The sequence below is a fragment of the Desulfoconvexum algidum genome, assembly GCF_055382125.1.
This window is the reverse complement of the sequence record NZ_AP042394.1, coordinates 3,317,986-3,332,122: the sequence shown is the minus strand read 5'-3', so window position 1 is coordinate 3,332,122 and position 14,137 is coordinate 3,317,986. Positions and strand designations below refer to the sequence as shown.

13 protein-coding genes are annotated in these 14,137 nt (G+C 47.7%); 12 read left to right on the top strand and 1 reads right to left on the bottom strand.

Annotated features, from left to right (window positions below):
* Positions 1–7: 7 nt before the first annotated feature.
* Positions 8–1,255, bottom strand: a complete 1,248-nt coding sequence (locus tag ACZ45G_RS15305) for an NAD(P)/FAD-dependent oxidoreductase (protein ID WP_464179614.1) — start codon at positions 1,253–1,255, stop codon at positions 8–10.
* Between the two features lie 239 nt (positions 1,256–1,494).
* Between ACZ45G_RS15305 and ACZ45G_RS15300 the strand changes: the two genes are divergently transcribed.
* From ACZ45G_RS15300 to ACZ45G_RS15245, 12 genes are all read left to right on the top strand, one after another.
* Complete coding sequence (locus tag ACZ45G_RS15300; protein WP_464179612.1) at positions 1,495–2,460, top strand: ABC transporter ATP-binding protein; 966 nt, start codon at positions 1,495–1,497, stop codon at positions 2,458–2,460.
* A 104-nt stretch (positions 2,461–2,564) separates the two neighbouring features.
* Positions 2,565–3,263, top strand: coding sequence for a peptidylprolyl isomerase (locus tag ACZ45G_RS15295; protein WP_464179610.1), 699 nt, complete (start codon positions 2,565–2,567; stop codon positions 3,261–3,263).
* Positions 3,256–4,191: a SurA N-terminal domain-containing protein gene (locus ACZ45G_RS15290; RefSeq protein WP_464179608.1), complete on the top strand. Its 936-nt coding sequence runs from the start codon at positions 3,256–3,258 to the stop codon at positions 4,189–4,191. The genes ACZ45G_RS15295 and ACZ45G_RS15290 overlap by 8 nt, the downstream gene beginning before the upstream one ends.
* A gap of 34 nt (positions 4,192–4,225) precedes the next feature.
* Positions 4,226–5,590, top strand: a complete 1,365-nt coding sequence (mgtE, locus tag ACZ45G_RS15285; RefSeq protein ID WP_464179606.1) for a magnesium transporter — start codon at positions 4,226–4,228, stop codon at positions 5,588–5,590.
* 7 nt (positions 5,591–5,597) lie between these two features.
* The gene (recO, locus tag ACZ45G_RS15280) at positions 5,598–6,413 is read left to right on the top strand and encodes a DNA repair protein RecO (RefSeq protein WP_464179604.1); all 816 of its coding nucleotides are present in this window, start codon (positions 5,598–5,600) and stop codon (positions 6,411–6,413) included.
* Positions 6,410–7,450: a GHMP family kinase ATP-binding protein gene (locus ACZ45G_RS15275; RefSeq protein ID WP_464179602.1), complete on the top strand. Its 1,041-nt coding sequence runs from the start codon at positions 6,410–6,412 to the stop codon at positions 7,448–7,450. Before recO ends, ACZ45G_RS15275 begins: the two co-directional genes overlap by 4 nt.
* A 28-nt stretch (positions 7,451–7,478) precedes the next feature.
* Entirely contained in the window at positions 7,479–8,369 is an 891-nt protein-coding gene (gene glyQ / locus ACZ45G_RS15270; RefSeq protein WP_464179600.1) for a glycine--tRNA ligase subunit alpha, read from the top strand.
* A 1-nt stretch (position 8,370) separates the two neighbouring features.
* A complete protein-coding gene (glyS, locus tag ACZ45G_RS15265) occupies positions 8,371–10,446 on the top strand; it encodes a glycine--tRNA ligase subunit beta (RefSeq protein ID WP_464179598.1) in 2,076 nt (691 codons plus the stop codon).
* A 57-nt stretch (positions 10,447–10,503) separates the two neighbouring features.
* Positions 10,504–10,761, top strand: a complete 258-nt coding sequence (locus ACZ45G_RS15260) for a hypothetical protein (RefSeq protein WP_464179596.1) — start codon at positions 10,504–10,506, stop codon at positions 10,759–10,761.
* Positions 10,730–11,506, top strand: coding sequence for a nucleoside phosphorylase (locus tag ACZ45G_RS15255; RefSeq protein WP_464179593.1), 777 nt, complete (start codon positions 10,730–10,732; stop codon positions 11,504–11,506). Before ACZ45G_RS15260 ends, ACZ45G_RS15255 begins: the two co-directional genes overlap by 32 nt.
* Complete coding sequence (ligA, locus tag ACZ45G_RS15250; RefSeq protein ID WP_464179591.1) at positions 11,496–13,511, top strand: NAD-dependent DNA ligase LigA; 2,016 nt, start codon at positions 11,496–11,498, stop codon at positions 13,509–13,511. The genes ACZ45G_RS15255 and ligA overlap by 11 nt, the downstream gene beginning before the upstream one ends.
* Positions 13,477–14,127, top strand: a complete 651-nt coding sequence (locus ACZ45G_RS15245; protein ID WP_464179588.1) for a LysE family translocator — start codon at positions 13,477–13,479, stop codon at positions 14,125–14,127. The genes ligA and ACZ45G_RS15245 overlap by 35 nt, the downstream gene beginning before the upstream one ends.
* The last annotated feature ends 10 nt before the right edge of the window (positions 14,128–14,137 follow it).

Genomic DNA, 14,137 nt, shown 5'->3' with positions numbered 1-14,137 from the left:
TTATGGGTTAAAATCGGTCAAGGCCAAAGGGGCCTATATTAATATCCGGGGTCTTGTCGTATACCATGTCTGCCACAATTTTTCCGGTTCCCGTTGCCAAGGTCAATCCGAGCATGCCGTGGCCCGTTGCAATGATCAGGTTTTCCTGTACGGGGGATCGGTCTATGATGGGCATATCATCGTAGGTCATGGGTCTCAAGCCTGCCCATTCCTCAATGACCGGATGCCCTGTTGGATCCTTCAAGTATTGGGTCGCACCATTGATAAGCTTTGACAGGCGACGGGTATTTAAGGTGGTGCTGTATCCTGAAAACTCCATGGTGCCGCCCAAGCGGTATCCACTCGTCCAGGGGGTAACCACCATGTTTTTTTCGTAGAGGAAACAGGGCATACCCGGGCAGATCCCGGGCCGTTCCATGGTAATGCTGTATCCTTTTCCGGGCTGAACCGGCAGGTGCAATCCCAGTTGTTTGGCTGTCCTAGGCGCCCAGGCGCCGGTGGCCAGTATAAAGGTATCTGCCGCAAATTTTCCTTGTACCGTATTCGCATGGGTAATGGTATTGCCCGAGATTTCAAAATCAAGCAGTTTTGCATGTTCTTCAATAATCAGGCCGCGTCGGGTCAGGTTTTGTCTCCAGGCGGTCATGAGCATGTCCGGCCGTAAATGCCAGTCAAACGTACTATGCCAGCCGCCTGCAATACTTGGTTTTAAGGCCGGTTCCAGTTCCAGCAGCTGGTCACGATCAAGAGGTGTGTACCCAATGCCAAACGGCTTTAGAAAATCATTTTTCCCCTTCAAATTATTCAAATTTTTGGGATCGTTGCAAATGGTTAAAATGCCGGTTCGTTCAAAATCGCATCCCAGGTCCGGAAGTGCCAGCAGCTGTTCAAACAGGCCAATGGAATAATGGAGTATTTCATTTTTTTGTGTGGCTGTGCGAAGCATTGTTCGGGGGCGGCATCGCGCAGCAAATTTTAATAACCAGGTGAAAAGTGTGAAGTCCAGAGTGGGTTTGATATAAAGGGGGGAGGTGCCGCAAAGAGCCCGGTAAATTTCATGGCTGACCGCTCCCGGGGCACACAGGGGGATCAAATCTGAGAAATAGAGCAGGCCGCAGTTGCCATGGGAGGCACCATCACCGATTCCATCCCGTTCAATGATTCTGACGCTTGCGCCTTGTTCGAGTAAATAGTGGGCACAGGCCAGGCCGATGACACCTCCGCCGATGATGATGACTTCTTTTTTTGATTCCATAAAGGGTATATCCTTAAACGGCATTAGAAAACTATGGCAGTTTATAAAAAAATAAAGGCCAGCTTATTATTGTTCGGTTAGAAATTCAATTAAAAATTGATCGGGTGTCCAAATATTGTAACCCCCTATTTTTTGTAACCTTCAGGTTATTTGTTTTTTTACGGGACGGAACATGGTATATAATTCCTTGCTTTTGGCTGGGCGAACATCCCAAAATTTATCAATGACAAGGAAACACTATGCCCATAATTGAGGTTAAAAATTTAAAAAAATATTTTCCGGTAACCGGCGGGGTATTCCTTCGCCGTACCGGATGGGTATATGCGGTGGATGATGTTTCCTTTACGGTGAACAAAGGCGAAACCCTTGGGATCGTTGGCGAGTCCGGCTGTGGTAAAACGACTCTGGGACGGTGTGTCATGGGGATGTATGATTTCACCCATGGCGAAGTGGTCGCCTGTGGTCAGAGGGTTTCCAAACTCAATTCTACCCAGAGGCGAAAGCTTGCCTTAAACCTCCAGATGATTTTTCAAGATCCCTTTGAGTCCCTGGATCCCCGGCAGACCGTGGGTCAGACGCTGGAGGAAAAATATCGAATCCATGGACATGCAGGGGATGATCTTGACACAGTCATCGGCACCTTGATCGAACAGGTGGGGCTTTTACCCGATGCCCTGTCAAAATACCCCCATGAGTTTTCCGGAGGACAGCGCCAGAGGATCGGCATTGCCAGGGCCATCAGCATGGAACCCGATATCATCGTCTGTGATGAACCTGTATCTGCCCTGGATGTCTCTGTCCAGTCCAAGATTTTAAACCTTTTGCTGGAACTTCAGGAACGAATGGGATTGACCTATATTTTTATCTCCCATGATTTGTCTGTTGTTCGACATATTTCAGACAGGATAGCCGTGATGTATCTGGGGAAAATCGTTGAAATCGGCGAGGCACAAACCATATATAACCACCCCTGTCACCCCTACACAAAAGCCTTGTTGTCTGCTATCCCGAAGCCTGACCCAACATCAGATAAAAAACGAATACTTTTAAAAGGGGAGGTGCCTTCGGTTGAAAATCCCCCTCCTGGATGTCGTTTCAACACCCGGTGCAGCTATGTACAAGAAATTTGTAAGAGAACAGAACCCCCGCTTTTTGTCAATGAAACTGACCCTTCCCATTTGACGGCCTGCCACTTTTTTTCATGAAAAATTGTCAACCAAATTGACTTGCGAAAAAATGTCTGGAGTGCTAAAGTTCCCCCCTTATTGGGAACGTGGTTTTTTAACATAGATTAAAGGGGAAGGCTTGCATGCCGGGTCTGTATCGAATTCGAATTTTTATTTTTTTTCTCTGGGGGCTGCTTTTATTGGCAACTTTCGGCTGCACGGAACCGCCCGATACTTCCGCACCTGATTATCTGATAAAGACAGGGTCGATTACGCTTCTTCCAGTGGAATTTGCCGAAGAACTTGATCTGAAACTTTCGGCCTATCCCTATGATTATAACAAAAATCCAATAAAATACAATCGACTGGTATTTGATCTTGTTTCTATTTTGTCCGAGGAAAGCGTCCTGCTTGCTGCTGCCCATGACAGCAATATTCTGGTAAGTGATTCGGAACTGGCTGCCAAAGAATCTTTTTACCGGGAAGACTACCCCGAAGACAGTTTTGAACAAATGCTGTTGGAAAATGCTATTTCATACCCCTATTGGAAAACAAACCTTAAAAACAATCTGGTCATCGACAAATTTATCCAACAGGAACTCAAGGACAAAGTTGAAATTTTACCCGAAGATGTTGTCTCCTTTTACAACCGGCACCGACTACAGGAAGCTGTTTCAGATGAAAAGAAACTGGTATCCCATCTTCGAAATGAAAAAAGCCAGGAATATTACGACCAATGGATCATGGAGTTGAAAAAACAATATCCTATCGATATTAACAAGACGGCCCTGGCCCGGTTTTTGATAAAAATGGAAAATAATAAAGGACAGATAAATGATTAAAAAAACAAAAATAGGGATATTGTTGATACTGGCCATCGGGATTTGCACAATTGCTTCTGCTGAAGTTGTGGACCGCATTGTGGCAGTTGTCAACAATGAGATCATTACCCTCAGTGACCTCAACAAGGCAATCCTTCCTTATAAACACAATATAGACGCCTCGGAAAATTCCAGTGAAAAAAAACAAGAATTGATCCAAACCCTTAAAAGAGATGTGCTTCAACAATTGATTGACAGATCTCTTAGTTCTCAGGAGGCTGTCAAATATAATATTGTGGTATCCAAGGAAGATGTTGATTCTGCTATTCATAATTTTATGACAACCAATAAAATGGACCCGGAAGAACTTGAGGCGGCCCTGGCAGCTGACGGGCTCACCTTGAAGGATTATCAGTCAAAAATGAAGAAAGAAATTCTTCAATCCAGGCTGATCAGCAGGGCAGTCAGGTCCCAGGTAATTATTACGGATACTGATATTAAAACATATTATGATTCCCACTTGGATGCCTTTACAGGGGTTAAAAAATATCATTTGCGAAATATCCTTATGGACGCTAAAGCCGATCTTGCGGCAATTGAACCAAAGATAGGCAACCTGTCCTCTTTTAAAAAATTGGCAAAGGAACATTCTATTGCCAGCAACGCAGCAGACGGTGGTGATCTGGGGGCCTTTGATATTAATAATTTTAGCGAAGAGATCAAAATAAGTCTACAGGCCCTGGGAAAAGGGGATCATACCTCTGTTCTTTATGTGGGCCAGGGATATCAGATTCTCTTTGTGGAAGATATTCTTATGGAAGGAAATAAAACCCTTGACCAGGCCCGGGATCAGATCGAAAATATTTTATACAAAGAGCAGGCGGAAAAGCGGTTTAAAGAATGGATTGAATCTTTAAAGACACATGCCCATATCAAAAATATGCTGTGATACATGACCAGAATTCACCTATCAGGGGAAAACAATGCGAAATGAACAGATACTGATTTTGACGGTCAGCATAAAAAGGTTGTTGCGCCGCGGGGCAACCAAGCAATTGATAAATATTATCAACAAGACCCATATGGCGGATCTTTCCATTGTTTTTGATGAGCTTTCAACCCTTAATCGACAAAATTTATTTCAGCTCATCAAGGACCCGGAACAAATTGGTATCCTTTTTTCAAAGTTAGACGAGCCCATTTTCCTTGAGTTCGTTAAAAATATCGAAATAGAAAAATTGGTAGTGATTTTTAATCACATGCCCTCCGATGATGCCGCAGAGCTCTTGGGTCTTTTAGATGAAGAATTGTCGGATCAGATTCTTGCCAAGATGCAAAAAGAAGAGTCTGACAATGTCGAGCAGTTGATGAGTTATGGAGAGGATACGGCTGGCTCCATAATGGTTACCGATTTTATCGCCCTGGAAGAAGATGTCACTGCCAAGCAGGTCATTGAATCCTTGCAGAATCAATATCTGGATGTTGAAATGCCCTTTTACATCTATGTGGTTGACAGCTATGGCAAGCTTGTGGGGGTCAGTTCCTTGAGGCAGCTTGTGGTGGTCCATCCGGAAAAGCCCCTGAAAGAATTCATGGCCACCGACCTTGTCTCTGCAAAAACCTATACCGACCGGGAAGAAGTCGCCCGGCTGGTATCCCGCTATGATTACCTGGCCGTACCGGTGGTGGATGACGAGAATCGAATGGTGGGCATTGTGACGGTGGATGATGTCATTGACATTCTCCATGAAGCTGCCACTGAAGATATGTTGAAAATGGCAGGAGTAGGCGATGAATACGTGGAAACCCAGACCGTTATCAAGGGTACCAGAATCCGGCTGCCCTGGTTGTTTGCCAGTTGCCTTGGCGGGGTGGCGGCTTTTTTTATCATTGGCGGGTTTGAAGATTCCCTGGTGAAATTTGCCGGGCTTGCCGCCTTTATTCCTGTTATCATGGGCATGGGGGGAAATATCGGCACCCAGAGTTCCACCATTGTGGTCCGGGGGATTGCCATGGGCCGAATCAATCTACAGGATTTTTCCCGGGTGGTGACCAAGGAACTGGCCGTGGGATGTATTCTCGGGGTGACCTATGGCACTTTGATAGGGGTTGTGGCAAAATTTGCATATACAAATGAACCCTTTTCCTGGGCACTGGCGCTTGCCGTCGGGCTTGCCATTCTGGTATCCATGTCGGTTGCGGCACTTGTCGGATCAGCCGTTCCCTTGATTTTCGAGCGATTCCACATAGATCCTGCCGTGGCCACGGGCCCCTTTGTGACCACTTCCATTGATATTGTCAGTGTGTATTGTTATTTTATGATCGCAAAAGTTCTGCTGGATATATAGGCAACCCATGTCGGATTTTTGTACAGACGCTATTTTATTGCGTAAAATTGAATATGGGGATCACGATTATATTATTACCTTTTTGACCCGGTCCCGGGGAAAGATTTGCGTGATTGCTAAAAATGCCAAAAAAAGTGTGAAACGGTTTTCAGGCGCACTGGATCTATTCTCGGTCAACCATATCCAGTGTACCTTTCCCAAAAAGAATAAAGACGCTTTGATTATTCTTGCCCAGACCGACCTTGAAAACGGATTTGGCAATATCCGGTATGATGTTTTTAAAACCACCTATGCCTGTTATTGGGTTGAACTGATTTACCTCTGGCTCGAAGAGGGAAAAGAACAAACCGAATTATATGACCTGCTCTTTTTTGTTTTGGATATGCTAAACCAGTCTGAAATTCGAATGGAGGTTCTAAGTCTTTTGTTTCAAATTCGGTTCATGGGAATTTCCGGGTTTAATCCCAACCTTGAAGCCTGTGGGACTTGCAGCACCCCGGTGGACGATATCCATCAAAAAAATATTTATTTCGATTTTAAGGAAGGCAGAATCCTCTGCCACAATTGCCTGAAGAAAAAATCAGGACCAGAATCTGGATCGGGATCTGGATCTGGATCGGGATATGGCATGGGGGTTTCAAAGGGGACCTTAAAACAGCTTGTATGGATCAATACGGCAGATCTCCATAGGGCAGACCGGATTAAGTCTTCCCTTTTCGCCATCAAGGAAGGAGAAATCCTTTTGGAATCTTTTATTCCCTTCCACATCGGTCGGGAGTTCAAGAGTTTGAAATTTTTAAGACAATTGAGACGGGAACGATGAATTTTAATCAACTATTAGAAAAAAAACCAATAGAAACATCCGTGCCCTGCCGGGTGGATTTTGGCGGGACCTTGGATATTTCTACCTTTTATTTGCCCCTGGCCCACACAAATCCTGCCAGTTTTAATATGGCACTTAACCTGCGCACCTTTGTTACCCTCACCCCCTGGACCAAAAACCGGATAAAAGTATCTTCCCGGGGATTTGAATCCATTGAGGTTAAGCAGGACCAGGTCCGGTTTGATCATCCCATGGGACTGATGTTTGCCGTGGCAAGTTTTTTTAATGCCCATGGGGTTCATATCCATATTAACTCTAGTTCTCCTCCGAGAAGTGCCCTGGGCGGATCTTCATGTGCGGCCGTGGCCTTAATATCAGCCTTTTATGCAGCCCTTGGGCAAGAAATAAAGCCGGAAAAAATTGTATGGCTGGCCCACACCCTTGAAGCTTCTGTGGCAGGGGTCCCCTGCGGGGTTCAGGACCAGGCCGCCGCTGCCTTTGGCGGGGCAAATCTCTGGGAATGGAAGATGGGAGAAACTGGACCGAAATTTAATCAATTGAAGGTTTTTGACACTGCCAGGGACTTGGAAGGGTTTAATGATCATATCCTTGTTGCCTATTGCGGTATTCCACATGTCTCAAAAGATATTAATAAACAATGGGTTGACTCCTTTATTCAAGGAAAAACCATTGCGGTTTTTGAAAAAATTGTGGATATTACAAAAGAATTTTATCTGGCAATAAAGGCTAAAAACTTCGATCTGGCAGGGCAATTGATGGTCAAGGAGACCCGGCTGAGGCTTGGAATGACACCAGAGGTCCTTGACAACACCGGTAAAAAGTTGTTTGAAAGGGCTGTTGCATTAAATTGCGGTGCAAGGTTTACCGGGGCCGGCGGGGGCGGCTGCCTCTGGGCAATTGGAGAACAAGATAATATTTCCAAGCTGGCAGATGCATGGAAGAGCTTACTTGACCCCATTGAAAACGCAGCGCTTCTGGATACAAAGATAGATCCAAACGGTATTGTAATTTTATAACCAACTTATATATAGAAACGGGAGTAAGATGAATTTTCAAGATGTTATTTTAAACCTGAACAATTTCTGGGCAAAAAAGGGGTGTGTCCTGATACAATCCTATGACATGGAAGTGGGTGCCGGTACGTTCCACCCCACAACCCTGTTGAAAGCCCTGGGACCTGAACCCTGGAAGGTGGCCTATGTCCAGCCGTCAAGAAGACCCACCGACGGCCGGTATGGTGAAAACCCCAACCGACTTCAGCATTATTATCAATACCAGGTCATCTTGAAACCCTCTCCCCCTGATATTCAGCAATTGTACCTGGATTCTTTAAAAGTTTTGGGGGTTGATCCCCTGGAACACGACATACGATTTGTTGAGGATGACTGGGAATCACCGACCCTGGGCGCTTCGGGTCTGGGCTGGGAAGTATGGCTGGACGGCATGGAAGTCAGCCAGTTTACCTATTTCCAGATGACAGGATCTGTGGAGGTAAACCCCATACCCGTTGAGCTCACCTACGGGCTGGAGCGGATCTGCATGTATCTGCAGGGGGTGGACAATGTGTTTGATCTCAAATGGAACGATACCATCACCTATCGGGATGTCTACCACCAGCAGGAGGTGGAGCAGTCCACCTATAACTTTGAAATAGCCGATGTGGATCTTCTCTTTGACCTGTTTACCAAATATGAGGCAGAGGCCCACAGGATTATTGAAAAAGGGCTTGTGATTCCTGCCTATGAATATGGTCTCAAATGTTCCCATACCTTTAACCTGCTGGATGCAAGGGGAGCAATTTCTGTGACGGAACGGACAGGCTTTATCAAACGGATCCGTGATATTGCACGGGCCGCTTCCAAAGCCTATCTTATCCAGCGCGAAGAGATGGGCCATCCTTTGTTAAAGGATCAGTTGAGAAAGGAGGGAAAATAAAATGAAGACACTTTTAATTGAAATCGGCTGTGAAGAGATTCCGGCAGGATATATTATCCCGGCACTGACGGTATTTAAAAACAATATTTTAAAAGCCCTCACCAAAGCCCGCATCGACCATGGAGAGGCAAAAATTCTGGGAACTGCCAAGCGTCTCACCCTCATGGTGGCCAATGTGGCAAAGGTCCAGAATTCCAAGACCTCCACCCTGTCAGGCCCCCCTGAACGAGTGGGGTTTGATGAAAACGGCAAGCCCACCATCGCCGCTCAAAAGTTTGCCGAAAAGGCAGGAATAAAGGTGGATGCCATTGTGGTGGCAGATACGGGCAAGGGACGTTATTTAACCGCAGTGGTAGAAGAAAGTTGTGAGGCCGCACCTGTTATCCTGGAACGAATGATGGCAAAGCAGATCCTTGCCATCCCCTTTCCCAAGAGCATGCGATGGGGAAGCCTTTCCATCAGTTTTGCAAGACCCATTATTTCACTTGTGGGGCTTTTGGGAGACCAGGTGCTCAACTTTACGGTGGGCAATATCACCTCTTCCAATAAAACCTTTGGTCACAGGTTCATGAACCCTGGTTCCGTAAGCATTGAAACAGCGGATGACTATGAAGCCGTGGTGGAATCAATCGGGGTCATTGTGGACATTGACCGAAGAAAAAAAATGCTGACAGATGCAATTGAGATGTTGGCCGCGGAACATGACAGCCAGATTCTGGAGGACCCGGATCTTGTGGATATCGTGGCCAATCTGGTGGAATATCCCTATCCGGTTGTGGGCCGTTTTGACGAAGCCTTTCTTGAGGTTCCCGATGAGGTACTGATCACGGCCATGCGCGAGCACCAGAAATATTTTGCCCTGGTGGATGCAGACAAGACCCTCAAACCCTTGTTCATTGCCGTGAATAATACCCTGGCAAAGGATATGGATCTTGTGGCAAGGGGTCATGAAAAGGTTTTGAGAGCAAGGCTCTCCGATGCCAAATTTTTCTATGAAGCCGATTGTGAGGTCAGCCTGGATACCTTTGCTGAAAAACTAAAGAAGGTCACTTTCCAGGCAAAATTGGGATCTGTTTATGAAAAAACACTGCGGTTGGAAGTTTTGGTGGATTATCTGGCAGATGCGAGTGCCTATGCAGACACGGCCGCTTTGAAAACCAATTTGTCACGGGCCGCCAGGATCTGCAAGGCAGACCTTGTCAGCCAGGTGGTGATTGAGTTTACCAAACTCCAGGGATTCATCGGCCGGGCCTATGCCATCAGGGGGGGAGAAACCGCCGACGTGGCTGACGCCATTGAGCAGCATTACAGACCGGTCCAGTCCGGAGGTCAGCTGCCGGAAAATCCCACGGCAGCCCTTTTGGCCATTGCCGACAAACTCGATACCATCTGCGGCTGTTTTTCCGTGGGCCTGATTCCCACCGGTGGGACCGACCCTTACGCCCTGCGTCGTCTGGGAATTGGTATTATTCAGATTATCCAGGCGGAAAACCAGAGTCTCTCCCTGACCGCCCTCATTGAAAAGGGCGTGGCAGGCTTTGTGTCCGACACGGCCAAACGTGACAAGATAGTGGATCAGGTTAAAACATTTTTAAAGAACCGAATGGTTAATATCATGACCGATCAGGGGTTTTCCAGGGAAGCGGTTAATTCTGCATTGGCGGCATCCTTTGATAATATTCCCGATGTGCATCTGAGGGTAAAGGCCCTGGACATCCTACGAAAAGAGCCGGATTTTGAACCCCTTGCTGTCACCTTCAAGCGGGTGGAAAATATTCAGAAAAAGGCCGGGGAGATTAGCACCCAAAAGGTGGATCCCTCTCTTTTTGAACATGGGGCAGAAAAAGATCTGTTCGAGGCATGTACAGCCGTGACCTCAACGGTTGAATCGCTTATAAAAAAGGGGGAATACACGGGTGCCTTAAAAGAAATTGCTACCTTAAGACCTCTGGTGGACAGCCTTTTTGATGATGTAATGATTTTTGCCGATGATGCGGCAATTAAGAACAACAGGATTGCCCTGTTGGCATCTGTATCCGGCCTGTTTAACAACATCGCCGATTTTTCAATAATATAAATAAATCGGGTCAGGCCCTTATTTGCCTGACCTCAACTTAATAGAAAGGAAGATTTTATGGCAGGTTATGATCCTGAATTGGACAAATTGATAAAAGAATGGAAGAACGAAGAAACAGGACTTTTAATTTCCATCCAGCAGTATGGGGAGGGAGAGCCCAAGGTCCAGATAGGCCCCAGAATTCTTAAAAAAAAGGACGGGTCTGACAGGGCCCCTTCTAAAGCAGGGCGGCTTTCCGTTGAAGACATCATGTGGGTCTATGAAATAATTGATGAGGTAAAGGATGAATTATCCGACATGGTCGGACCTGAATAATGATGCCATTGTACCGCCTTTAGGTGCAAGACAGGCACTGGATATCGGACCTATGGCCCTGTTGGTCAGCACGGAACCCGATATCCGGTACCTGCGGACAACACTGAAAAACCCAAAGACCCAGGGTTTTTTCATGGGGTCCCTTATGACCCCGGAAGCAGCTCCCCAGGGATTTTCGGTTGCAGGCCCCTATATCGGGGCTCCCTATGGGGTGATGCTCCTGGAATCCCTTATCGCCAAGGGGGCCAGACAGATTGTTGTCCTGGGATGGTGCGGTGCCCTTACCCCGGATCTGGCCTGCGGGGACCTGATTATTCCTGAATTTGCTGTTGTGGATGAGGGCACCTCGGCAAGTTACACGGTATTGGACCGGGAATTGCCCACTACCTCTCCGGATCAACATTTATCAAACCAATTGGCTGCCCATTTAACGGATTCAGGTGTTAAGGCCTCGCGTCTTCCCACCTGGACCACCGATGCCATTTACCGGGAAACCCCCCAAAAGGTGGCCTGGTTCAGGGAAAAAGGTGCTTGTGCCGTGGAAATGGAATGTTCTGCTCTCTTTGCTGTGGCAGCCTATAGAAAGGTGAAGATTACTGCCCTGCTGGTGGTATCGGATTCCCTGGCATCGGGATCCTGGAATCCCGGGTTCCGAAAAAAAACATTTAAAACGGCAAGGAAATCAGCCTGTACTTCGGTGCTGAGCTTTGTTGAGAAAGCATGTGAAGATAAAAATGAACAATAGTCTGGAAAAGGAAGCAGCCCAGCTTCAAAAAGAATTGACCGAGCACAGCCAGCGGTATCATGTTCTGGATGACCCCGTTATTTCCGATGGTGAATATGACAGAATGATGGCAAGGTTAATCGAAATAGAAACCCAAAATCCCGCGCTTTGTACGGCTGATTCCCCCACCAAACGGGTGGGGGCGCCGCCCCTTGATGCCTTTGAATCCGCTGCCCACTCCATTCCCATGCTCAGCCTGGACAATGCCTTTGAAGATGACGATGTTCTGGCTTTCCACTCAAGAAATGTCAAAAATCTGGAGTTTGAAAAAATTTTTTACACGGCAGAACCCAAGCTGGACGGACTGGCTGTGGAGCTGACCTATGAAAACGGGATTCTTACCCGGGCCACCACCCGTGGGGACGGCATCAACGGGGAGGTCATCACCGAGAATGTCCGGACCATAAAATCCATTCCCCTGAGGTTGAAGACACCCAAAGAATCCTTGCCGGCACTTCTGGAAGTCCGGGGAGAAGTCATCATCATGCACAAAGATTTCGAGCGTCTGAACCAGACCCGGCTGGCCAAGGGGGACGCAGTCTTTGCAAACCCCAGAAATGCGGCAGCTGGTTCTTTGCGGCAGCTGGATTCCAGGGTGACCGCCACAAGACCCCTGACAATCTTTGTTTATGGGGTGGGCAAGGTAACGGGGATGGCATTTGAAACCCAGGCCCGGATGCTGGCCGCCTTGAAAGAGTTCGGTTTTCCAGTAAACGAACACATCCAGACCCATATTACCATCCAAGAGGTGCTGGGATTTTATAACCGCCTGGCCGAGATCCGGGCGAATCTTGATTATGAGATTGATGGCATGGTGATCAAGGTGGATCGCATGGACATGCAGCAGGCCCTGGGTGAAAAAATCAAAAGCCCCAGGTGGGCCATTGCCTATAAATTTCCCGCCATGCAGGAAACCACCACGATTCTTGATATCATTGTCCAGGTAGGCAGAACCGGTACCCTGACCCCGGTGGCCTTGCTGGAACCCACCAATGTCGGCGGAGTGGTTGTCGCCCGGGCCACCCTGCACAATGCCGATGAAATCAAACGAAAGGATATCCGGATCGGGGACAAGGTGTTGATCATGCGGGCTGGGGATGTGATTCCCAAGGTGGTCAAGGTCATAGAATCTGCCCGGAAGGGAGATGAACGGCCCTTTGAAATGCCCGACACCTGTCCGGTTTGCAATAGTCCGGTGCGCAGGTTAGCGGATGAGGCGGCCATAAAATGTATCAACCTTGCCTGCCAGGCCCAGTTGACCGAGCGAATCAAACATTTTGTATCCAAAAAAGGGTTTGACATGGACGGGCTGGGCAAAAAAATTGTGGACCAGCTGGTCAATGAGGAACTGATCGCTTCTTTTGCCGATCTTTTCAGCCTTGACCAGGAGCGTCTGGCAGCCCTTGACCGCCAGGCGGAAAAGTCTGTTTCCAATATGCTCAAGGCCATTGAGGGCTCAAAGCAAATCAGTTTTCCCAGGTTTTTATTTGCTCTCGGCATTAATCACACCGGTGAAAACGCTGCCAGACTTCTGGCCGGGCAATTTAAAACTCTGGATCAACTCATGGCAGCCGATACAGCGACCCTTGAAAATATCCACGGCATGGGAGAAAAGACGGCGGCATCTGTGATCAGCTTCTTTGCCAACCAGGAAAATAAAAGGATTATCCAGCAGATCCTGGACGCAGGGGTGATGATTCAAAATGATCTATTTGCCCGGCAGACCCCGGCGGATCACCCCTTGTCCGGCAAAACCCTGGTGCTGACCGGTACCCTTGAAACCTTGAAACGCTCCGAGGCCAAACGACGCCTTGAGGAGCTGGGGGCCAAGGTCACCTCCTCCGTCTCTGCACGAACCGATTTTCTGGTGGCGGGCCGGGATGCCGGGTCCAAATTGGAAAAAGCAACACGCCTGGGCGTCACCGTCCTTGATGAAACCGAGCTCAAAGCGTACCTCCATGATTGATCCGGCTGTTTTATTCTTGTTTATTCCCACTTTTTTTGTGGTTTCTGTCACCCCGGGGATGTGCATGACCCTGGCCCTGACCATGGGCATGACCATTGGGGTAAGAAAAACCTTTTACATGATGTGGGGGGAACTATTGGGTGTGGCCCTGGTTTCCGTGGCCGCCGTCTGCGGGGTCGCCGCCATCATGCTCCAATATCCTTCCCTGTTTTTGTTGCTCAAATACCTGGGGGGAGGATATCTGGTTTTTCTGGGGGTTCAAATGATCCGTTCCAGGGGAAAAATCCCCCTTGATTCAGATCCCTCACAACTGAAAAACATCAGTCCCAAAACCCTCATGGTCCAGGGGTTTGTCACAGCCATTGCCAATCCCAAGGGCTGGGCATTCATGATTTCCTTGCTGCCCCCCTTTATTACACCTTCCAAACCTTTTTTACCCCAGATCACAATTCTGGTCCTGATTATCCTGACAACTGAGTTTCTTTGTCTTGTCCTCTATTCAAACGGCGGCAGAACCCTGAGCCGGTTTCTTGAAAAACAAGGGAACCTTCGGATCCTCCACGGGGTATCCGGCCTGCTCATGGCAGGAGTTGGTATCTGGCTGGCATTCGGCTAAACTGGCAAAA

What these genes read in the sequence shown, in the direction of transcription:
- ACZ45G_RS15305 (WP_464179614.1), bottom strand. Translation starts at nt 1,255, where the DNA reads ATGGAATCAAAAAAAGAAGTCATCATCATCGGCGGAGGTGTCATCGGC.
- ACZ45G_RS15300 (WP_464179612.1), top strand. Translation starts at nt 1,495, where the DNA reads ATGCCCATAATTGAGGTTAAAAATTTAAAAAAATATTTTCCGGTAACC.
- ACZ45G_RS15295 (WP_464179610.1), top strand. Translation starts at nt 2,565, where the DNA reads ATGCCGGGTCTGTATCGAATTCGAATTTTTATTTTTTTTCTCTGGGGG.
- ACZ45G_RS15290 (WP_464179608.1), top strand. Translation starts at nt 3,256, where the DNA reads ATGATTAAAAAAACAAAAATAGGGATATTGTTGATACTGGCCATCGGG.
- mgtE (WP_464179606.1), top strand. Translation starts at nt 4,226, where the DNA reads ATGCGAAATGAACAGATACTGATTTTGACGGTCAGCATAAAAAGGTTG.
- recO (WP_464179604.1), top strand. Translation starts at nt 5,598, where the DNA reads ATGTCGGATTTTTGTACAGACGCTATTTTATTGCGTAAAATTGAATAT.
- ACZ45G_RS15275 (WP_464179602.1), top strand. Translation starts at nt 6,410, where the DNA reads ATGAATTTTAATCAACTATTAGAAAAAAAACCAATAGAAACATCCGTG.
- glyQ (WP_464179600.1), top strand. Translation starts at nt 7,479, where the DNA reads ATGAATTTTCAAGATGTTATTTTAAACCTGAACAATTTCTGGGCAAAA.
- glyS (WP_464179598.1), top strand. Translation starts at nt 8,371, where the DNA reads ATGAAGACACTTTTAATTGAAATCGGCTGTGAAGAGATTCCGGCAGGA.
- ACZ45G_RS15260 (WP_464179596.1), top strand. Translation starts at nt 10,504, where the DNA reads ATGGCAGGTTATGATCCTGAATTGGACAAATTGATAAAAGAATGGAAG.
- ACZ45G_RS15255 (WP_464179593.1), top strand. Translation starts at nt 10,730, where the DNA reads ATGAATTATCCGACATGGTCGGACCTGAATAATGATGCCATTGTACCG.
- ligA (WP_464179591.1), top strand. Translation starts at nt 11,496, where the DNA reads ATGAACAATAGTCTGGAAAAGGAAGCAGCCCAGCTTCAAAAAGAATTG.
- ACZ45G_RS15245 (WP_464179588.1), top strand. Translation starts at nt 13,477, where the DNA reads ATGAAACCGAGCTCAAAGCGTACCTCCATGATTGATCCGGCTGTTTTA.